At 41.6% G+C, this 19,931-nt stretch carries 23 protein-coding genes and 1 other annotated feature; of the genes, 10 read left to right on the forward strand and 13 right to left on the reverse strand.

Features of this window, described 5'->3' with window-relative positions:
- Positions 1-6 precede the first annotated feature (6 nt).
- Genes NST09_RS10930 through NST09_RS10940 form a run of 3 tightly spaced genes read right to left on the reverse strand, consistent with a single transcriptional unit; the run spans position 7 to position 2,181 of the window.
- A complete protein-coding gene (locus tag NST09_RS10930) occupies positions 7-459 on the reverse strand; it encodes a GNAT family N-acetyltransferase (protein ID WP_008343848.1) in 453 nt (150 codons plus the stop codon).
- Positions 446-1,627 (reverse strand): TIGR00375 family protein, encoded by a 1,182-nt coding sequence (locus tag NST09_RS10935; RefSeq protein ID WP_035390730.1) that lies wholly within the window; start codon positions 1,625-1,627, stop codon positions 446-448. Before NST09_RS10935 ends, NST09_RS10930 begins: the two co-directional genes overlap by 14 nt.
- Positions 1,624-2,181: an NUDIX hydrolase gene (locus NST09_RS10940; protein WP_017367536.1), complete on the reverse strand. Its 558-nt coding sequence runs from the start codon at positions 2,179-2,181 to the stop codon at positions 1,624-1,626. Before NST09_RS10940 ends, NST09_RS10935 begins: the two co-directional genes overlap by 4 nt.
- A gap of 168 nt (positions 2,182-2,349) precedes the next feature.
- On the opposite strand from NST09_RS10940, the gene NST09_RS10945 reads away from it, so the two are divergent.
- A complete protein-coding gene (locus NST09_RS10945) occupies positions 2,350-3,276 on the forward strand; it encodes an aldo/keto reductase (protein ID WP_065460652.1) in 927 nt (308 codons plus the stop codon).
- Between the two features lie 174 nt (positions 3,277-3,450).
- On the opposite strand, the gene NST09_RS10950 is transcribed toward NST09_RS10945, so the two are convergent.
- Complete coding sequence (locus NST09_RS10950; RefSeq protein WP_008343840.1) at positions 3,451-3,675, reverse strand: YqkE family protein; 225 nt, start codon at positions 3,673-3,675, stop codon at positions 3,451-3,453.
- A gap of 119 nt (positions 3,676-3,794) precedes the next feature.
- On the opposite strand from NST09_RS10950, the gene NST09_RS10955 reads away from it, so the two are divergent.
- Positions 3,795-4,724, forward strand: coding sequence for an alpha/beta fold hydrolase (locus NST09_RS10955; RefSeq protein WP_079919587.1), 930 nt, complete (start codon positions 3,795-3,797; stop codon positions 4,722-4,724).
- Positions 4,725-4,748: 24 nt separating this feature from the next.
- On the opposite strand, the gene NST09_RS10960 is transcribed toward NST09_RS10955, so the two are convergent.
- From NST09_RS10960 to NST09_RS10970, 3 genes are all read right to left on the reverse strand, one after another.
- Entirely contained in the window at positions 4,749-6,011 is a 1,263-nt protein-coding gene (locus tag NST09_RS10960) for a tetratricopeptide repeat protein (RefSeq protein WP_024718943.1), read from the reverse strand.
- Between the two features lie 301 nt (positions 6,012-6,312).
- Positions 6,313-6,552, reverse strand: a complete 240-nt coding sequence (locus tag NST09_RS10965; protein ID WP_008343836.1) for a YqkC family protein — start codon at positions 6,550-6,552, stop codon at positions 6,313-6,315.
- A gap of 12 nt (positions 6,553-6,564) precedes the next feature.
- A complete protein-coding gene (locus NST09_RS10970) occupies positions 6,565-6,891 on the reverse strand; it encodes an iron-sulfur cluster biosynthesis family protein (RefSeq protein ID WP_024718944.1) in 327 nt (108 codons plus the stop codon).
- A gap of 213 nt (positions 6,892-7,104) precedes the next feature.
- Between NST09_RS10970 and NST09_RS10975 the strand changes: the two genes are divergently transcribed.
- The gene (locus NST09_RS10975; RefSeq protein ID WP_035390737.1) at positions 7,105-7,812 is read left to right on the forward strand and encodes an expansin EXLX1 family cellulose-binding protein; all 708 of its coding nucleotides are present in this window, start codon (positions 7,105-7,107) and stop codon (positions 7,810-7,812) included.
- Positions 7,813-7,829: 17 nt separating this feature from the next.
- Here the strand turns inward: NST09_RS10975 and NST09_RS10980 are convergent, their stop codons facing one another.
- Entirely contained in the window at positions 7,830-8,804 is a 975-nt protein-coding gene (locus tag NST09_RS10980; RefSeq protein ID WP_342493002.1) for a GNAT family N-acetyltransferase, read from the reverse strand.
- Positions 8,801-9,334, reverse strand: coding sequence for a GNAT family N-acetyltransferase (locus NST09_RS10985; RefSeq protein ID WP_342493003.1), 534 nt, complete (start codon positions 9,332-9,334; stop codon positions 8,801-8,803). Before NST09_RS10985 ends, NST09_RS10980 begins: the two co-directional genes overlap by 4 nt.
- A 227-nt stretch (positions 9,335-9,561) precedes the next feature.
- On the opposite strand from NST09_RS10985, the gene NST09_RS10990 reads away from it, so the two are divergent.
- The 4 genes from NST09_RS10990 (at position 9,562) to NST09_RS11005 (ending at position 13,212) form a co-directional block, all read left to right on the forward strand.
- Positions 9,562-10,011, forward strand: coding sequence for a YfmQ family protein (locus NST09_RS10990; protein ID WP_024718948.1), 450 nt, complete (start codon positions 9,562-9,564; stop codon positions 10,009-10,011).
- A 141-nt stretch (positions 10,012-10,152) separates the two neighbouring features.
- On the forward strand, positions 10,153-11,385 hold the full coding sequence (locus NST09_RS10995) for a DNA polymerase IV (RefSeq protein WP_342493004.1): 1,233 nt from the start codon (positions 10,153-10,155) through the stop codon (positions 11,383-11,385).
- Positions 11,386-11,400: 15 nt separating this feature from the next.
- Positions 11,401-11,745, forward strand: coding sequence for a YolD-like family protein (locus NST09_RS11000; protein ID WP_017367544.1), 345 nt, complete (start codon positions 11,401-11,403; stop codon positions 11,743-11,745).
- 231 nt (positions 11,746-11,976) lie between these two features.
- Positions 11,977-13,212, forward strand: coding sequence for an MFS transporter (locus NST09_RS11005; RefSeq protein ID WP_008343828.1), 1,236 nt, complete (start codon positions 11,977-11,979; stop codon positions 13,210-13,212).
- 228 nt (positions 13,213-13,440) lie between these two features.
- On the opposite strand, the gene coaA is transcribed toward NST09_RS11005, so the two are convergent.
- Entirely contained in the window at positions 13,441-14,400 is a 960-nt protein-coding gene (gene coaA / locus NST09_RS11010; RefSeq protein WP_039963997.1) for a type I pantothenate kinase, read from the reverse strand.
- A gap of 188 nt (positions 14,401-14,588) precedes the next feature.
- Here coaA and NST09_RS11015 point away from each other — a divergent pair, with 188 nt between their 5' ends.
- Complete coding sequence (locus tag NST09_RS11015) at positions 14,589-15,917, forward strand: CoA-disulfide reductase (RefSeq protein ID WP_035390747.1); 1,329 nt, start codon at positions 14,589-14,591, stop codon at positions 15,915-15,917.
- An 8-nt stretch (positions 15,918-15,925) separates the two neighbouring features.
- Positions 15,926-16,348 (forward strand): VOC family protein, encoded by a 423-nt coding sequence (locus NST09_RS11020; protein ID WP_342493005.1) that lies wholly within the window; start codon positions 15,926-15,928, stop codon positions 16,346-16,348.
- Between the two features lie 16 nt (positions 16,349-16,364).
- Here NST09_RS11020 and NST09_RS11025 read toward each other — a convergent pair whose 3' ends face one another.
- On the reverse strand, positions 16,365-17,141 hold the full coding sequence (locus NST09_RS11025) for an SDR family oxidoreductase (protein WP_025207582.1): 777 nt from the start codon (positions 17,139-17,141) through the stop codon (positions 16,365-16,367).
- The gene (locus tag NST09_RS11030; RefSeq protein ID WP_035390752.1) at positions 17,142-18,104 is read right to left on the reverse strand and encodes an MBL fold metallo-hydrolase; all 963 of its coding nucleotides are present in this window, start codon (positions 18,102-18,104) and stop codon (positions 17,142-17,144) included.
- Positions 18,105-18,272: 168 nt separating this feature from the next.
- Positions 18,273-18,484 (forward strand) — a binding site (T-box leader).
- A gap of 41 nt (positions 18,485-18,525) precedes the next feature.
- Here NST09_RS11030 and proC point away from each other — a divergent pair.
- Positions 18,526-19,353: a pyrroline-5-carboxylate reductase gene (gene proC / locus NST09_RS11035; protein WP_008342285.1), complete on the forward strand. Its 828-nt coding sequence runs from the start codon at positions 18,526-18,528 to the stop codon at positions 19,351-19,353.
- A 35-nt stretch (positions 19,354-19,388) separates the two neighbouring features.
- Here the strand turns inward: proC and NST09_RS11040 are convergent, their stop codons facing one another.
- Positions 19,389-19,880 (reverse strand): DinB family protein, encoded by a 492-nt coding sequence (locus NST09_RS11040; RefSeq protein ID WP_008342284.1) that lies wholly within the window; start codon positions 19,878-19,880, stop codon positions 19,389-19,391.
- Positions 19,881-19,931 lie beyond the last annotated feature (51 nt).

Here is a 19,931-nt window from a genome sequence, read left to right on the forward strand (position 1 = left end):
ACACGCCTATCTTTCTTTTCTCACCATATCAAGATGCGGAATTCCATCCTCATCATAACAATCTGAGACAGCTTCAAAGCCAAACGATTCGTAGAACGATTTCAAATAAGCCTGTGCTTGGATTTTAATCTTTGTTTCGCCTAATTCACTGAGCTTTTTTATCGCCTGATCGAGCAGGATCTTCCCGTAACCTTTTTTCCGGCCGGTCTTCGTCACAAGGACACGGCCAATGGATGCCTCTTTGTACATGATCCCGCTTTGGAAAATGCGGCAATAAGCGACAATCGTGCCGTTCTCTTTGGCGATGACATGCAGCGCCTCTTGATCACGATGATCAATTTCAGGATAAGGACATGTTTGTTCTACAACAAACACATTTACCCTTTCCATTAAAATCAAGTAAAGGTCCTCTTTAGACAGTTGTTCAAATGTGTGACATGTCCATTTAAGTTGATTCATGATTGATATCCACCTTACCGTAGACCCCGCCTCCGCCAGCGATCAGTCCAACTTCACCTCTTCTTGCTTTGATGATGTAATCGGCTGTTTTCTCAGGCAGGACCGCTTTTAATTCTTGTTCTGTTGCTTGATGAAGAATATTCATCTCTGTATGAAAGACAGCTTTTAACTTTTCTAACGTTTTGGCTCCAACACCAGGAATAAAATGAAGGGGAAGCTGGTGAACATAAGGAGGCCTTATTCCTTTGTCACTTTCTTGGTCAGCAAGCTCCTTTAACCGCTCACTCACCCCTTTTGTCATTCGGGTATGGCCGCATGCTTGGCACTTTTCTTGCTCCTGACTGTCAGGTCTTACCCCGCATTTCTCACAGGTCGTATGATAATACTTTCCGAGCCGCGGAGCGAGCCCATAATTTCCAGTGATGTTTCTGCCATCTTTTCCTTGAAGCGCTAGCTCAAATTCAGCAAAGGAGGCATGATCCATTCGGATCTTCGTATATTCTCGCGCAATTTTCCCTAAAGAATGGGCATCTGAATTTGTTAAAAAAGGATAGCGGTTTAGCTCACTTAGCTGGGAAGCCATAGATGTATCACAGCTAAGGCCAAGCTCAACAGCATCAATGAGTTCTGGATCGAATACTTCGGTTAAAGACGTATTGACCCCTTTACCGTATAAACTTTTATGCGGCGTAAAAATATGGGCAGGAATAAATAATCCCCCTAGTTCCTTCACCTTATGCTGAAGCGTTCTCCCATCCACATATAACCGCTGTGAACTCAAATGCACATTTTTCATATGAAGAGAAAGCCATGCGGAAAACTCAGACATTTTACGAAGCGTGGGCATAAAGGCAAGCACATGAATCGGACCTTTTGATTGGTCATCATTGATTTCTAGCTCACTGCCTAAAAGCAAAACGGTCTTTCCAAATGATAAACCGCCATCGCTTAGTTCAGTGTACGTGCCTTCCTCTACACCTTCTATCAATTCTTCTAGGACTTCAGGAGATTGTGCATCAATCACACCAATCATCCCCATCCCTTTACTTTGAGACGCTTCAATGAGAATTTGGTCAATGGTCAGTGACCTTGCACCTGTAATTTTGACAGCCCTGCCTGTTCTTGTTCGACCAATATGAATATGGATATCTGCAAAGAATTCCCTCATTTTGTAGACTTAAGTACCTCTTGCAATTGTAAGTATTGAATGGCATAGGCTGTTTTTGCATCATAAATATGTTGTTTTTCGATGAGTTGCAGTGCTTCTTCTAGTGAGACTTCCATCACTTCGACAAATTCATCCTCATCCAGCTCTCGTTTTTCTTCAAGCGGGACCAGCTGATCAGCAAGGTAGATATGAACAATTTCATCCGCAAACCCTGGTGATGTATAAAAGGCGGTCAGCTTTTGGAGCGCCTGAGTTGTATAACCTGTTTCTTCTTCTAATTCTCTCAGTGCTGTATGTGCCGGCTCTTCTCCTTTTTCTAATTTTCCAGCCGGAATCTCAACGATGGCTCTCTCCAGTGCTTTACGGTATTGCTTGACCAAAATGATTTTATTTTCGTCTGTACGTGCAATGACTGCTACTGCACCTGGATGTTTAATGATTTCGCGTTTGCCTGGTTTTCCGTTCGGCAATTCTACATCTTCAAGAACCAAGTCAATGATTTTTCCGTTATATAATGTTTTTGACGATAATGTTTTTTCTTCAAAGTCCTTCAATTTTGTCAGCTCCTCGTTCTACTTTCACTTTTTACTTCATTCATTTTAACATAGATGTTTTAAGAGAAGCCAAAATGCGGATGCCTGCTTCAATGCGCCTTTTGAAATCACCTAGCTTGAATTCCAGAATTGTTTCACTTAATGTGAAAGGATAGGAGTGTGATTGAATTGAAAAAAAGACGAATTGGCACCTCTGATCTCTTGGTTAGTGAGGCGGCACTAGGATGTATGTCCCTTGGGACTGAAAAAGAAAAAGCGCTCTCTTTATTAGATGAAGCCATTGATCTTGGGATTAACTATTTGGATACAGCTGATTTATATGATTTTGGAACAAATGAGGAAATCGTCGGGGAAGCCATTAAGAACAGACGCCAAGATTTGATTTTGGCCACAAAAGGCGGCAACCGCTTTGAAAAAGGCAAACCTGGCTGGGACTGGGATCCTTCAAAAGCATATATAAAAGAGGCAGTGAAACAAAGCCTGAAACGACTTCAAACAGATTATATTGATTTATATCAATTGCATGGCGGCACAATTGACGATCCAATTGACGAAACCATCGAGGCATTTGAAGAATTGGTTGAAGAAGGTGTCATTCGCTATTACGGCATATCGTCGATCCGTCCAAATGTCATTAAAGAATACGCCAAAAAATCAAACATCGTGAGTGTGATGATGCAATATAGTTTACTCGACCGCCGCCCAGAAGAATGGTTTTCTCTTCTTGAAGAACAAAGCATTAGTGTCGTGGCAAGAGGTCCTTTAGCAAAAGGATTATTAACTGAAAAATCCCTTTCGCAAGCAAGTGCGGCGATTCAAAAGAACGGGTATCTTGACTATTCATTTGAAGAGCTTCAGCAAATCATTCCTTCGTTAAAGAAAGTCGCTTATGACCTATCACTGACAGAGCTGTCCATTCAATACTTGCTTAAGCATTCTGCAGTCAGCTCTGTTGTTTTTGGCGCAAGCTCGGTGAAACAGTTAAAAGAAAATGTGGCAGCGGCAAATGCACGTTCATTAAGCGACCAAGAAGTTAAAGCTTTGTCATATTTCACAAAACAGTCTGTGTATGAGACGCATCGTTTGAATCAATAGAAGACAAATGGAAGAACAGCTTGTCACTTATGTTTTATTTTGAATGTACAACCCTATTGGTGCGATTATGAAATGAAGTGATACGAGGGAGTCAGACGTGTTTTCTCAGGCTCATGTAGTATGTATTCATCTCAATGATATAACATAAAAAAGGGAGCATCGCAGCTCCCTTTTTTAACTTTTATACTTTCTCCAGTCTAAATGACTTTCATCTAGCAGCTCTGAGAAGCTTTTATTTTTTTCTTTTTCTTTCTGTTGCCGAAGGAGGTCTTGTCGTTTTTGTTCTTCTCTTTTTTCTGTCTCGGCGGCCAGGTTCTGCTTCATTTGAAGGAGCTGCTGTTTCACATCATCCTTTATGCCGTCCTTTAGCTTTGCTTGATCTTGATTGGTCTTTTTCACTTTGCCTCTCTCCTTTTGCTTTAGTGTATCATCCGTTTTAGTTGCTCAGCAAGAGTCACGCCAAACTCCCAACATGTGGTATGATCTTCATAGAAACCCTTCGGAAAGGAAGAATCAGCTTGAAGAAGAAATGGCTCGCTATACTCGCCTTGGTATTATTTCCACTCGCTGCAATCGGCATTTTTTTTACCAATAAAATGATGTATATACGAAAATTAACGGATGAAGAGCTCATCAAACGAGAATCAGATGAAGGGCACTATCATCACGAGGAGTTTCAACAGCTGCAAAAAGAGAAAGTTTGTATTCCTTCAGCATTTGGTTACGATCTTCATGGCTATTTTGTACCGCTCCCTCATACAACACGCACCATCGTTCTTTGTCACGGGGTTACCGTCAGTTTGATCAATTCCGTGAAGTATATGAAATTATTCCAAAAGCTTGGATGGAATGTGCTGCTTTATGATCATAGAAGACATGGGATGAGCGGCGGAAAAACAACGAGCTATGGATATTATGAAAAAGAAGATTTGGCTCAAGTCGTCAAGTGGCTGAGAAAAAAGCTTGGGGAAAAAGCAATCATTGGGATACACGGAGAATCGATGGGCGCAGTCACAACTTTATTATATGCTGCAAAACCGGATGCAAACGCTAATTTTTACATCGCTGATTGTCCTTTTGCTTCTTTTGAGGATCAGCTTCTGTATCGATTAAAAACAGATTTTCGTCTTTCAGGACAGTGGATTCTTCCACTAAGTGATCAAGTGTTGAAATGGCGGGACGGATACAGCATTCGACAAGTTTCTCCACTTGATGTAATCGACCAGGTGAAAGAACCTATCCTTTTTATTCATAGCCTCCATGATGACTATATCCCTTGTGAGCAAAGCGAGCAGTTATACGCACGCAAAAAAGGTGATAAACGGCTATTTATTGCGCCACATGGTGCGCATGCGATGTCTTATAGTGACAATAAGGAAGTCTATGAACAAGAGGTCGAAGCATTTCTGGAAGCATTTCAATTCAATCAAAATGAAAGAGGAGAATGAACAGCCGTTCGTCTCCTCTTTTTGCTAACTTATACGATAGTCACCACTGTTGTATGGTGTCTGCCCGCCAGCTCCATATGGCTCTCTTCCGATTGCTGCTGACTCATGACCGATAACCCTGCAGTTGCTGCCAATAAAAGAACTATCAAACTCATTTTCATATAAATGACCTCCATTTTGAATTTTTGATATGGCTTGAATTTTCCTTTCGTAATACCGGGTAGAAACTTCAAATAATCCAAGCTCATTATAATAATGAGCCGCATCAAGTGCCAGTTCCTCAATATCTGGGTATAAACGCTTGTCCTCCAACAAATCTAATGTATCGTCTATGATTTTTATTTCTGCATCAACGTATAATGCTTTTAAAAACTGAAACTTGCAGATGTAAATTTCATCTTCTAATTCACAGGCTTTCATAATACCTTGTTGATAGAGGGTTAACGACTCTTCTATTTGTTTTTGTTTAAACAGGATTTGGGTCAGCATAAATAGTGGGTCTAGAGAGCGATTCAGATGGGTTAAATTCTCCTTTTCAAACACTTCAAGAGAGTCTTTGAGATAGCGACTTGCTGTAGCAAGATCGTTCATTTGGTAATAGCAGTTACCTAAGTTGAAAAGGGCCGAACCTATGACTCGAGGGTTTCCAATTGAGCGTGCTCGCTTTAGAGCATTTTTAAAGTAGGGCAATGCATGTTCATAGCATTTCAAATCATCATAGTTTGCACCGATGACAAATTCACAGTGGATGATTCTCAGCGTGTACGTTCTGTAGGCAGAGTACGTATCTAACGCTTGCAAAGCATAGTGCATCGAAAAGTGGGTTTGTTTCATGTGGTAGTATATTTCTGCTAATTTAAAATAAAATTCTGCTCTTTCTATATCATCTGATATGAGATTGAGCTTTTTTTCTGCGGAACGGTAATAAGCAATGGCGCTCAAATAGTTTCTCTGTTCAAATTCAAACATTCCTGTAAAAAAATGAACATAGTATTCAAGCATATCCGTTAATTTGGTCTGCGAATGTTCAATCGTTTCTAGAAGCTTCTTAATCTCCTCATCATTCGAGGCTTTTTTTGCCGGTTCAAAATATTCAAGCATGACCTTATGTCGAAAATCCATCAGCTGGTAAAAAAGCAGCAAGTTCTGATCTTGCTCCATCTCAAGGATTTCCTGCTCGATCTCGGCCTTTAGCTTCTCTGCTTTCATGACATGAAATCCGCAAATCTGCCTATACCATTCGTTTATTTTGATTCCAACCTGAGGCGATGACAGCTTGAGCTTCAATTCACCTTAGCACCTCCCTCCTCATGTACGATACATGTTGTATTCTATCATATTTCCTCGAATGGAAGAAATATGAAATGTCGTTTTTCGTAAAGTTTTCGGTATCCCGCAATAACCGCTTCCATTGCCGATTTTTCGGCATTTACAGTCTCTATTTTTCTCTTTCTACTTTTCTCATTTTGTCGAAATGTTTGTTAAAAATGACTTTTTATCGTTGAAAAATCTCATTTTTCAAATTAGACAGTTCTCCTGTTTGATGAGATGATGATGGCACAAAAAAAAGCCCTCTTCAGCAAAGGGCTTATAACACATCTGTTACGTGTTCCATATTCTCTTTTATCCAACTGACTGCTAATTCAAGCGTTGGAAATTCTTCCGTTTCAAATGTGACTTCATCTTGGAGAAGCCAGACGTCCTTTTTTACTGAATCCATTCCACCGATTGACCAGTGCAAAAGGCTATATGGATGATTATTATTTAAAAACGACACCCACGTTTTATTTTGTGCCGTATTTTGTATCACTTTCAGCTTTTGATCCACTACGTTTCCACCTTACTTTACAAGTATACCCATTCTCGGGCTGAGTATTTGTTGAGGACTTTTCAACATAAGTGTATTGGCTTTTTCATTAAAATCAATCGTCATTTCCTCGTCAAAAAACACCTTTTGTGCTGTGTGTATATATAGTTTTAAATGTTGGCTATTTTTAAGTGGTTCCCATTCACCTGTTCTTTCACTTGTTAACCAAAGCATTGGTACGCCACTCACTGCACAGCCACAACCTTCTGAATCGTAGCGAAGCAGTAACTCCTTCGTCTCGTTTCCTGTTTGCTGTTTTTCTATATATGTTTTAGCCAGTTCTGTGATGTGAATATACATGGCGAACATCCTTTTTAAATTGATGCTTACATTGTAACACATAAAACACCATAAAACATGACACACGACTAAATCCGAAAGTCATACTCTTTGAAATACACGCTCTTCTCACTAGGATTATATCTATCTATTGGCTCTTTCTGCATCCTGTTTTTTAGAATTATACTGATGACGCTATCAATTTTAAAAAGAAGAAACAGGAGGTTTTAGATCGTGAAAAAAAGATTATCTCTCTGCTTTATCGGGGCGCTGATATTGATGTTGAGTTTCACTATGCCAAACATGAAAGCGGCATCTATCCTTGATGAAGTACGAGAAAGCTATGCGACTTATACGGGATCTGGTTACTCAGGGGGCGCCGCTTTATTAGATCCTATTCCCTCTGACATGAAAATTACAGCTTTAAATCCCCATGACTATAACTATAAAGGGGTAAATGCGGCACTTGCAGGGGCTTACCTTGAAGTAACGGGGCCAAAAGGAAAAACCGTTGTGTATGTAACCGATAAATATCCAGAAGGAGCAAAAGGAGCTCTTGATCTTTCTCCTAATGCCTTTACCAAAATTGGCAATATGGAAGATGGGAAAATCCCGATTAGTTGGAAAATTATAAAAGCACCGATTAGCGGAAATGTAGCTTACAGAATAAAAGAAGGTAGCAGTGAGTGGTGGGCTGCGATTCAAGTGCGCAATCATAAATATCCGGTTATGAAAATGGAATATTACAAAGATGGAAAATGGGTGAACATGGAAAAGACAGACTACAACCATTTCCTTGGCTTTCATATGGGGTCTACATCTCTTCCTGTTCGAATCACAGATATTCGCGGGGTCATAGTAAAGGATCAATTACCCGCTCTTCCATCTACTGCTGCTTCACAGGCCTATATTGTAAAAGGCAATGTTCAGTTTCCTAATTAACGAGATGAAGAGGCAGCTTATTTAAGAGCTCCCTCTCTTCCTTCTTTATCCCAGCGATATGCCTCATTTTCTATTTCTTTTATGATTTCATTCTTTCCCGCCATATAGCTTTGTATATCTTCCGGATACTGATTTGCTAATTGTTCCTTGACAGACGCATACTCTACAGCTCGTTCTGGGTGGACTCTTAAGTAATCTCGAAACAATAAATGTCTTTTCACATCAGGATGATTCCTTTCATACACATGGACATGATGCGTACGATTCAAGCCACCCTTTTGAAAAAAACGTCTCCCTTTTATACCATTTTCACCGAGCACTTCGTATCCAAGGTGTTCAAATCTCTCTTTTTTCCTATCAATCTCTTCTATATCGCTTACTTCTATTAATATATCTATAATTGGTTTGGCAACAAGTCCTGTAACTGACGTGCTGCCAATATGGTATCCTTCTATCCAGCTCTTTTGAATGATTTGCTTGAGTCGCTGCTTTTCTTGACGGAATTCTTCATGCCATTCTTTTTTGAATTCGACAACCTCAACCTTGCGTCGCAGTGTCCATTTCATTTTTGATAGGGTGAGCTCTTTTGCCACATGAATCACATTTGTTTCAAAAAAACCTAATTTTTCATATAGCCTTTTTGCAGGGGTGTTTTCTTGCCCTGTGGTCAGCTCTATCGGGACATTCTTTTCCATGATTGTGGACATAAGTCTTGTTCCAATACCCTGCTTTAGCGCTTTTGGATGCACAGCCAATCGACTAATGATCAAACAATCTTTCAGCTCTTCATAGGAGACTACACCTAATAAGAGATCATCTTGCTCAAAACCAATAAATTGCTCTTTTGCTTTCATGACATCTTGAATGGTCTCTTTTAATGGCGGAAGATCAGCATAGCCAATTTGTTCAGCTTCTTGTTGGTATGCAGCTAGTTGAATATGTAAGATCTGCTTTGCTACATCACTTATTGTGTGATCTAAATGAACAATCATTTCATTGCCTCCAGCTTCTTCACAAATAACACACGGTCTTCATGAATGCCATCGTAATCTGAAAAGACTGAGATGCCATCTACTGTTTTATCTCCCTTTTCTATCTGAAACCCGAGTTTTGTATGGTAAGCAATGGAGACTTTATTGATAGGAGCTGTGACAGCTTTAATGGTTGTTCTTCCTTCCTTTTCAGCCGCTTCATAAAAAGCTTGATAGAGGATTTTGCCTATCTTTAATTTACGGTGATCTGGGTGGACGCCAACAAAGTGAATATAGGCTTCATCCGAATGAGATTGCGATAAAAAGCCAACCAAAAAGCCGATCAGCTCTCCCTTTTCAACGACAACAAAACTTGTTTGCTGGAAATGTTCAAAAAAGAGCTTTGGCAATTTTGCACGCAAATCTCTGCCTCCCCACCAGCTTTGAATGACGGATGTGACTGCGTAAAAATCTGACGGTTTCACTTGACGTATCATGATGGCCTCGCCCCTTTTTCCATTTTGGCTTTCCTTTGATGCGTTTTTTCTCAAAAATGCGATTGTTTCAATAGTCTACTGTCTGATCAAATGGTTGTAAAGACAGTATGCCCGTCTTTTTCATGTTCACTTGTTGGTTCTTCGTCTTTCAGCCGCCATCTCCTTTTAAATCTTCACACTTATTTCAAAAAGTTCACTTTTTGTGCGAAAGTTTCATTCATTTGTTATGTTAAGATGGTTCATATAGGAAAAGGTACAAATGTTTATTGGAGATGATGAGATTGGTTTGGGTTGTTATTTCGCTTGTTGTATTTAGTCTTTTAAAGCTGCTTGTCACCTCTTTGCCTTCTGGTGTTGTTGAGCGCCTTTTTAGCCGCTACGCCGTACATGCTAAAGTAACAAGTGAGCAAACAAATATTACTTTTCAAGGTCGTTCGCTTGATGAGCAGCGAGCATCTGAAATCATTCAACATTTTAATGATGCGATCTTTATTGAACGCTATTATATTTACCCTGGTGATGAAGAACGCTTTCTTCATCCGAATGAAGGGCCAGCGCCGCTTACTATGCAAACAAAGCATGGGAAACATGATGTCACCCTTTATCTGTTCCATTATGATGACCATGTGGATGTGGTTCGGCAGTTTACACATAAGCCAAAGAAAAAGCTGATGGCTTATCGTCTGCGTTCTGAACCGCTCCAAACATTCCACAACATGGCACATGCCTAACAATCGTTGCAGCAGACGAGACGAAGTGTTCACCACTTCGTCTTTTTTGTATGGACAGCTTTTGAATGATTTACCAGTATGAATTTCACCTCATGTTGTTTACAATAGATACAGAACATACGTTCTAAGAGGTGAAGTACAATGAATGAACGAACCATTCTACTTGTGGATATGCAGTCATTTTATGCATCAGTTGAGAAGGTGGAGGCGCCTCATTGGGAGAATGTGCCGCTCATTGTCTCTGGAGATCCAGAACGAAGAAGCGGAGTCGTCCTGGCAGCCTGCCCTCTCGCGAAGAAACGTGGCGTACAAAATGCATCAAGGTTATGGGAAGCACAGGAGAAATGTCCTGAAGCAGTGGTTGTACGTCCACGTATGCAGCGCTATCTCGATGTCTCTGTCATGATTACAGAACTGCTTGAACAATACACAGACCTTGTCGAGCCATATTCCATTGATGAACAGTTTCTTGATATTACAGGCAGTCTTACACTATTCGGCTCTCCACATGAGATCGCTCAACATATACAAACAACGATTATGAATCAGACTGGCATTTACGCACGTGTGGGCATCGGCCCTAATAAAGTGCTCGCTAAAATGGCCTGTGACCATTTTGCCAAAAAAAACACATCCGGCATCTACGAACTGAGTGCCGACCGGGTTGCTGCTGATTTATGGCCGCTTCCAATTGGAAAATTATTTGGCGTCGGCAAACGAATGGAGCATCATTTGAAACGAATGGGTATCAGTACCATTGGCACACTTGCTACTTATCCGTTAGACCGATTAAAAAAACGCTGGGGAATCAATGGGGAGCTTCTGCAGCGAACAGCTTTAGGACACGATCCCTCCCCAGTCACTATTCACACACATGATCAACAAAAAGCCGTTGGGCATCATATGACCCTTCCCCGTGATTACGCATCTTTTGAGGAGATCAAAGTCGCTCTTCTTGAATTGAGTGAGGAAGTCGCTAGGCGGGCACGTTTTAAGCATTATCTCGGTCAAACGGTGTCTGTTGGTGTAAGAGGGGCTGATTTTTCACATCCAACAGGCTTTCATCGACAAATGAAGCTTCATTCACCGACACAGTATGGCTCAGATATTGCAGAGGCAGCGATTCAGCTATGCCAGCAGCACTGGGATGGCCAGCCCATTCGCAGTGTAGGCATTACCCTCTCACAGCTGCAGCCTGACAGCCACTATCAGCTGACTTTATTTGATCATCATTTGAAGAAAGATCAACTCAGCAAAGTATTTGATGAAATCCATCTGAAATATGGACCTGCGGCATTATTGCATGCTTCGTCACTGACAAGCGCAGGGCAGGTATATCACCGCGCCGAAAAAATTGGCGGGCATTACAAATAACGGAGGCGAACAAGCATGAATCCCAATAAATTAACACCTGGATACAACATCATGTGGGAATCAAGCCGAATGATGCTACCAGAGCACCGGGAGCAACTACTTGCTCAAAAACGAAAGAAAAAAGAATATACACCTCTACCGCTCAGCTCCGATCAGCTAGAGGAAATGAATGTTTTGATCACACAGTCGATTACCGAGGATCAAGCGATTTGCGTGACATATGTCTCATCAGGCATGAAAGCACAGTTTTGGGGCTGGGTGAAAGCCATTCATTATGAAACACGCCAAATGAAAATCGTGAATGACGAAGATGTTCTAAACCTTTCCTTACATCAAATTATTGCCATCGATCTCAATTGATTTTCGCAAAACGAAAACATGATCATTGAAAAACCCGCTTCGTTTTTCTGAAAAAATTATGATCCATCAAGGCTTAAAACCTTGAAAACGAGGCATATGCTCTTCGAATGAACGGAACAGTTCAAGCTTCTCTGTCATTTGACGGATGACTCCTCCATCAAATTGTGTATTTAATTTGCACAATTTTTCATGTATGATTGGAACATCTTACAAACTCAGGGGAGACACAGCATGAAAAATAACTTACGCACTTTACATCCACTTAGTTGGACGATCATCATCGGCACGATATTTGGCCGAATGGCGACATCCATGAGCATTCCCTTTTTAGCCGTTTATTTGACACAAGTCAAAGGCGCCTCAGCCTCTTCAGCTGGATTGATCATTGCCGTCAGCTCTCTTATTGGGATTGTTGCGAGTTTTTACGGCGGCTATGTTTCCGACCGAATCGGCAGAAAAAAGGTCATGCTTTTATCCATCTTTGGCTGGACACTTGTCTTTGTTGGCTTCGCATTTGCAGATGCCATTTGGGTCTTCTTTTTTATGAATGCTTTAAATGGACTGTGCCGGGCGCTGTTTGAACCAACGTCTAAAGCACTCTTATCCGATGTCACCCCATCGAGCATTCGGTTGTTTGTCTTTAACTTACGGTATACGGCCATTAACATTGGTGTCATTTTCGGCCCGCTGCTTGGCTTATATCTCGGGTCATCAAAAACGACTTTTCCATTTCTCGTCGCTGCCCTCATTTACTTGTTGTATGGGTTAACGCTGGCATGGCAATTTCAAAAGCATCCAGTGGCTGCTCCAGAAAGCACCAAACAAATCGGCGTCAAAAAAGCTCTTTCCATTATTCAGAAAGATACGGTCTTTAGCATCATCCTCATTGGCGTTACTTTATGTTCATTTGGCTATTCACACCTAAGCTCAACACTGCCTCAATATTTATCGGCATCCCCTATGATTGAGGATGGCCCTAAACTGTTTGGGTATCTTTTATCCTTAAACGCAGTGGTTGTCATTGTCGTTCAGTACCCGCTGATTATGATCGCTAAGCGCTATTCAACGATTTTGTCATTAACGACTGGGAACGTGCTTCTAGCAGGCAGTTTGTTTGCCATTGCTTTTTCACAAAGTCTCGGTACGCTTGCTTTCATCATTGTCGTGTTTACGATTGGTGAAGTGCTGCTCTTTGCGATGATGGATCTGTTTGTAGACAATATTGCAAAACCTGAAGTGAAAGGATCATACTTCGGCGCAATGGGGTTTTCTCAGCTCGGTAGCGTCGTCGGACCGTTTGTCGGAGGATTGTGTATTGACTTATTTGGCGCAGCCCATCCCCTTTCTATTTTTTCAGTCTTGGCGATTGTCACCGCTGCAGGCGTTCCGTTTTTACTTATCGGATACTACCGCCTAAAAAAACGAACGGCGGCTGCCGTGGCTGTGAAAGTAAGTGGAGGTCATTAAAAAACCGCTCTCAATTTGAGCGGTTTCAGCGTGTAGACAAACCCTCGCATTCTTTGTCAGTCCTGCGCGCTAGTACTCACGAATGTCAAATTCGCTCCGTAAAAGTAGCTGTCCTTCCTAGACTTCAAAGGTTTTCTATCACGCTCAAAAGAAGACAAAGGGCTAAAATAAAGTTCATTTTAGCCCTTTGTCAACAATCTAAAACCGCTCTCAATTGAGCGGTTTTCTTTATACCCTGCGGATGGCGATCTCTTCCACCTTATGCTGATCGCCTTTTTTTAAAATCAAATCGGCTCTATATTTTGTCGGCAAAATATTTTCATATAAATTTGGCCGGTTCACTGTATTCCAAATCGTGCTTGCCATCTGATCTGCTTCTTCATCCGACAAATCTTTGTATTGATGAAAGAAGGATTCAGGATCTTGGAAGGCTGTTTCCCGCAGCAAACGGAACCGTTCTTTATACCAGCATTGAATTTGCGTCTCAGCGGCATCTACATAAATCGAAAAATCGAAGTAATCTGATACAAACACGCGCGGCTCATCCTTCAGATCATCCAGTGCCGGTGATTGCAACACATTGATCCCTTCAATGATCACAATATCTGCATCTTCTACTGTCTCATACACCCCTTCAAGCCGGTCATAGGTAAGATGTGAATATACAGGTGCATGCACAGTTTGTTTCCCTGATTTCAATTCATTTAAAAACGAAAGAAGCGCTTTAACATCATAGCTTTCCGGGAAGCCTTTCTTTTCCATCAGCCCTCGATCTTTTAACTCTTTTTGTGGATACAAAAAGCCGTCTGTTGTCACGAGACTCACCTTCAGCCCATCTCCAAGCCTTGATAAAAGTGTTTCAATGATACGTGCTGTCGTGCTTTTTCCGACGGCCACACTTCCTGCAATCCCGATTAAAAAGGGGATTTTCGCATGATGCGGGTAGTTTAAAAAAGCATTGACATGCTGATTTTTTTGTTTTTCTGCAAAGACATGTAATGTCAGAAAACGAATAAGCGGTATGTAAATATCTCGAACTTCTTCTAGCGATAAGTAGTCGTTTAATCCTTGAAGTGCTCTCACTTCTTCTTCTGAAACAGATACCGGCATATATTCTCCAAGAGCGGCCCATGCCTCTCTCGTATGGCGTGTATATAGTGTATTAAAATCTAGTCGTTCGTCACCCAAAGTCTTTCCCACCAATCTAAACTAAACTCATAACCAAAAAGACGATAATCCGATTGTAGCTTAAAATGAAGGCGCTGTCTTTATTTTTCAACGAAAGTTTGCTTCTTTTGCGAAAAAAAAGCATTAAATAAAGGAAAATGAGGGTAAATAAGAGTATTCAGTTTGATAGATAGAAGGGAGCACACCAAATGAAATATGTGATGATTGGCGGAGATGCAGCAGGAATGAGCTGCGCTATGCAAATATATAGGGAGGATCCAGACGCGCAAATTGTAGCTTTTGAAAAAGGAGAGATTTTCTCATATGGACAGTGCGGACTCCCCTACTTGATCGGCGGTCTCATTGATCATCACAGAAAACTCATCGCACGCAGCGCTGACACCTTTCGTGACAAATACGGAATTGATGCCAGATGCTTACACGAAGTGACCTCAATTGATCCAGAGCAAAAAACAGTATCGGGTATTCATTCTAAAACAAAAGAGCCCTTTACAGAAACGTATGACCGTCTGTTAATTGCGACAGGAGCAAGCCCCGTCACACTTGATCTAGACAGTCATTCATTAGAAGGTGTCCACGTATTAAAAACAATCCCGCATGCGCTGTCTATTTTAGACAATCTCAAAAAAGACGTCACACATATCACGATCATCGGCGGAGGATATATCGGTTTAGAAATGGCAGAAAATTTAAAAGCGCTAGGCAAAGACGTTCATATCATTCAGCGGGGTGCAACACTTGGGCCAGGCTTTGATCCCGATATGGCAAAATATCTGAAAGAAGAAGCGGACAATCAAAGCATTCACGTGGTACTTGGTGAAACAGTGCAAAAATTAAAGGGCAAGACACATGTAACAGCTGTTCAAACAGACAAACAGACCATTGAAACAGATATGGTCATCATTGCCGTTGGCGTCACTCCGCAAACATCCTTTTTAGACAGCACAGGAATTCAGCGACTTCAAAATGGTGCAGTCGTTGTGAATGAATACATGCAGACGAATGTACAAGATATCTATGCGGCGGGGGACTGCGCAGCGACCTATCACCGTATCAAAAAAGAACTGGACTATATTCCGCTCGGCACGACAGCAAATAAACAAGGAAGAATCGCAGGCTTTCATATGACAGGAACAAACCGCGCGTTTCAAGGCGTCACCGGCACAGCGGTGATGAAATTTATGGACGTGACAGCAGGGCGAACGGGTTTATCAGAGAAAGAAGCAAAAGACGCGGGCCTTCCTTTCTCCACCATCACCATCGACAGCACTGACCACGCTGGATATTACCCAGATGCAGAGAAAATGAAAGTGAAACTGATTTACAGAAGCGATGATCACACCTTGCTTGGCGCACAAATCATCGGTAAAGAAGGTGTTGATAAACGAATTGATGTCATGGCAACGGCTCTTTATCAAGGGCTGACTGTGACAGACCTTGAAGATTTAGATATTAGCTATGCCCCCCCTTTTAACAGTGTATGGGATCCACTTCAGCAAGCGGCAAGGCGGATATAGAAAAAGGAGTGAAGCCATTGACCATTCAACAAATTGCTACTATTGAAATTCCTGTGACTGATATCCCCCGGGCTGTCTCTTGGTATGACCAGATTTTAGAGATGATCGTTCTACATCAATCAGAAGAAGCCGCTATGCTCACTTTTACTCATGGCGAGGGACCTTCTTTTTATCTCGTCAAAACAAAACACGAGAAACGAATCTACTTTATGAACTCTTTTACAGGAGTTCGGCATAGTATGATTGATTTATTTGTGAAGAATTTAAAAAAATTTCACCAGTATTTAAGCGAGCATAACGTCACCGTATCGGATATTCAAATATTAGCTGACCCAGACTTAGGCGGTTTTAGCTTCGAAGATGTTGATGGCAATGTCTTTGGCGTCACCAATATTAAGCCCCATCAAACAAAAAAAGAAACCAGCCTGTGACCGGTTTCTTTTTTTGTTATTTTTTCATCATCGCTTTACGTGCTGCTTTTTCAAATAAAAACGGGAATAATTGATACAACTTACTGCCAGCATTCATCCATCCTGGTAAATTAATCTCTCTTTTTTTCGTCATCATGGCGGATACGACCTTCCCTGCTACCTTGTCAGCACTGAGCATCATAAAATCAACATTTTTAACATATTCACCACTGCGGTCTGCAATGGTAAAGAAGTCTGTGGCAATCGGTCCTGGATTGACGGTTGTGACATGAATTCCGCTGTCTGCCAGCTCCATTCTGAGGCTGTTTGAAAATCCGAGAACCGCATGTTTTGATGCGGAATAGATGGCGGATTTAGGGGTGGCAATTTTGCCTGCCTGTGACGCAATATTGATAATATGCCCCTTCCCTCTTTGTTTCATCTCAGGAAGGACCTTTTTTGTGCAGGCAATTAAACCAAAGACATTGACCTCAAACATCGACACCATTTCTTCAATGGATGCGTCTTCGACGAGATCGAACACACCAAAGCCGGCATTGTTCACCAAAATATCAACAGCACCCACTTGTTGATAGGCTTGATCAATGTCCTCAAGCTGACTGACATCAAGCTGAACGATGTGACATACGCCGCCAGCACTTATAATCTTTTCTTTTACACCTGCGAGCTTTTCAATTCGTCTTGCCGACACAATGATTTCTGCTCCTTCGGCTGCTGCCAAGTACGCCATCTTTTCACCAATACCGCCTGAAGCACCTGTAATCCATATTCTCTTTCCTGTTAGTCGCCCCATTTATTTCACTCCTTCAGTTGCTCGATAGTAGAGGGTTCCGTCTTTTTGCACTTCTTCAATTTGTCCAGCCGCTAAAAGCACATCAAGCTGGCCGACTGTCTCAGACATTGTCAGAAATAATGCTTCTTCATACAGGCCCGGAAATAAGGTGCGGCAAAGATGAAAGGCGGTCATTTCCTTTCGTTGAAGCAGCTGATACATCGTATTTGCCCGTTTTTCCTGTTTTTTAAATCTTTCTTCGATCAATTCGTGATGAGAGGTAATGAGCTGGCCATGCCCTGGATAAATCGCCTGAATGGGCAAATGCAATAAACGCTCGAGTGATGCTTTATATTGAAGCAGCGATTTTTGACGTTCTGTTCCTTTCATTGGCGCTTCCATTAACGGATTGGAAGAAATGGTTGTAAGCAGCAGATCACCGCCGATGAAATTCCCTGTTGTTTCATCTAAAAAAGAGAGATGAGATTGTGCATGTCCCGGGGTCTCCAGCACTTGGAAATGCTCATGTCCCTTCAAACGATCGCCTTCTTTTATGACGTCATCGACATGTGCCGTACAAGAATATGTATAGGACTGCCTCACCATTCTTTCACACTCACCTTGACGAAGCGGCACACCTAACTGCTGAAAAAAATCATTCATAAAATGGATTTGACGCTGTTTAAACGCTGCATCCTGACTAATATAGGGCTCATTTAACTCGTGTCCGATGACACGGACATGGGGTTTCATCAGATCTAAAAGACCGACATGATCTGCATGATGATGTGTCAAAACCACTTGATCAATATCATCTATTGATAAATGATGTTCCTTTAATTGCGTGACAAAGGCATGCTGCGCCTCTTGTGTCATCGGTCCGGAATCAACTAAGGTCACGGCATCGCCTTTTAATACATATGCATGGACATCCCCCACCGCAAACGGTGTAGGGATGGATAATTGAATCATTTCTTCTTTCACTTTTATACGTCATCTCCTGCTTTTTGACTCATAGATCATCTGAACTTCCTCTTCTTTATTCATTGTATCTTGCAAAGGGCAGACTGTCATGCGGTTTAGATGGTCATTTTTTTATCTTTCCCTATTGACACAAACTTGTCCATCGTTGCATAATGAACAACAAATATAAGATGCGCGATGACAAGGATTAGTAAGCAAAATAACGATGTAAGAGAGTGAGGTCCGCCGGCTGTAAGACTTCACCATCCTCTTATTTGCTGAACCTGCCCTTTGAGCTGTTAGGCAAACCTAAACGTTTCCCGCGTTAAGGGACTAGAGCTGAGTATGTATGATTGCATGCTAATTGAGGGTGGTACCGCGAAAAACCTTTCGTCCTTTGCAGACGAGAGGTTTTTTTATTTTCTACAAGGAGGAGCAGCTTATGAGTAAAATTGGATTTATTGGTGCAGGCTCAATGGCCGAGTCTATGATTAAAGGTCTTTTAAAGAGCGGCATTATGTCAAATGAAGATATCATTGTCACAAATAAAACAAATGAAAAACGATTAGAAGAATTACATGCACGTTATGGAGTCAAAACAGATTTCGCGCGTTCCTTTATTTATGAAGAAGCCGATATGCTGGTGTTTGCTTTAAAACCAAAAGATGCGGAAAGTGGCATTTCTGAAGTAAGGCCCCATTTAAATGGACAGCTGATTATTTCTATTTTAGCGGGCATTTCTATTGAAACCATTCAGCATTATGCTGGCGCAAAAACGGCGGTGGTTCGTGCGATGCCAAATACATCAGCAGCCATACAACAATCAGCTACTGGCATTGCTGTCAGTGATGAAGTCACAGAGGCGCAAAAGGAAAAAGCAGTTCAGCTGTTTGAAACGATCGGTCATGTGACGGTTTTAGATGAATCACAGCTGAATGCGGTCACAGCCATTGCCGGCAGCGGTCCTGCCTTTATTTATCATTTGATTGAAGGAATGGAGCGAGGTGCATCGGAACTTGGGATGGACCAAGAGACAGCGAAATTGCTCATTTGTCAAATGATTGCAGGCGCTGCAAATATGCTTCAGGATAGCGGTAAGGAACCTGCTGAACTGCGCAAAGAAATTACGAGCGAAGGCGGAACGACAGAAGCAGGACTTAATACCCTTGCTTCCTATCAATTTGAAGAAGCGATTGTCGATTGTGTGAAAACAGCGACAAAACGTGCAGCAGAATTAAACGATATGTTTTCAGCGAGTACGTATAAGTAAGAGAGCAAAGCACCTGCCTTGATGACAGGTGCTTTTCATCTATCACTCGATGCTCTCATGGACATAATGGCTTTGATTTGATCGAGGTGATGAATTTCATGTAAAGCAATGGTTTCAGCTAATATTTGGACTGTCATCATCCCTTCTTCAGGATGGAGACCTGAAAAATCCCATGTATCCTTTTCTAATCGTTGTAGTGTTTTGTTTCTGCTCTCTTTTAAGCGTTCGATCAATGCACTGACCTCTTGTGCGGTATACGTTTCATAAGCTCTTCCCTTCACATATATCTCTGGATCATATGATGCGAAAAGCGTGTGCTCATTTGATATTGCCTGCTCTATCCGCTCTGACCAGACTTCTTCTGTATCATACAAATGTCCAACAATTTGTTTAATCGACCACTTGCCTTCCCCAAAAGATTCATCTAATGTAGCCTCATCACATGTCCATACTAACTCCTCAAGCTTACGCAAACTCTCATGAAGTGATGTCATGATCTCTGTTTTTGTTAGTACTCCTGTTTTCACTCTCACAATCCCCCTTCAAATATATGTAAGTATTATTCTATATCATACTCT

The sequence above is a fragment of the Bacillus sp. FSL W7-1346 genome (assembly GCF_038593335.1).
In the GTDB taxonomy this organism is placed as follows: domain Bacteria; phylum Bacillota; class Bacilli; order Bacillales; family Bacillaceae; genus Bacillus; species Bacillus altitudinis.

What these genes read in the sequence shown, in the direction of transcription:
- NST09_RS10930 (WP_008343848.1), bottom strand. Translation starts at nt 459, where the DNA reads ATGAATCAACTTAAATGGACATGTCACACATTTGAACAACTGTCTAAA.
- NST09_RS10935 (WP_035390730.1), bottom strand. Translation starts at nt 1,627, where the DNA reads ATGAGGGAATTCTTTGCAGATATCCATATTCATATTGGTCGAACAAGA.
- NST09_RS10970 (WP_024718944.1), bottom strand. Translation starts at nt 6,891, where the DNA reads ATGTATATTCACATCACAGAACTGGCTAAAACATATATAGAAAAACAG.
- NST09_RS10980 (WP_342493002.1), bottom strand. Translation starts at nt 8,804, where the DNA reads ATGATTGTTCATTTAGATCACACAATAAGTGATGTAGCAAAGCAGATC.
- NST09_RS10995 (WP_342493004.1), top strand. Translation starts at nt 10,153, where the DNA reads ATGAATGAACGAACCATTCTACTTGTGGATATGCAGTCATTTTATGCA.
- NST09_RS11000 (WP_017367544.1), top strand. Translation starts at nt 11,401, where the DNA reads ATGAATCCCAATAAATTAACACCTGGATACAACATCATGTGGGAATCA.
- NST09_RS11005 (WP_008343828.1), top strand. Translation starts at nt 11,977, where the DNA reads ATGAAAAATAACTTACGCACTTTACATCCACTTAGTTGGACGATCATC.
- NST09_RS11015 (WP_035390747.1), top strand. Translation starts at nt 14,589, where the DNA reads ATGAAATATGTGATGATTGGCGGAGATGCAGCAGGAATGAGCTGCGCT.
- NST09_RS11025 (WP_025207582.1), bottom strand. Translation starts at nt 17,141, where the DNA reads ATGGGGCGACTAACAGGAAAGAGAATATGGATTACAGGTGCTTCAGGC.
- proC (WP_008342285.1), top strand. Translation starts at nt 18,526, where the DNA reads ATGAGTAAAATTGGATTTATTGGTGCAGGCTCAATGGCCGAGTCTATG.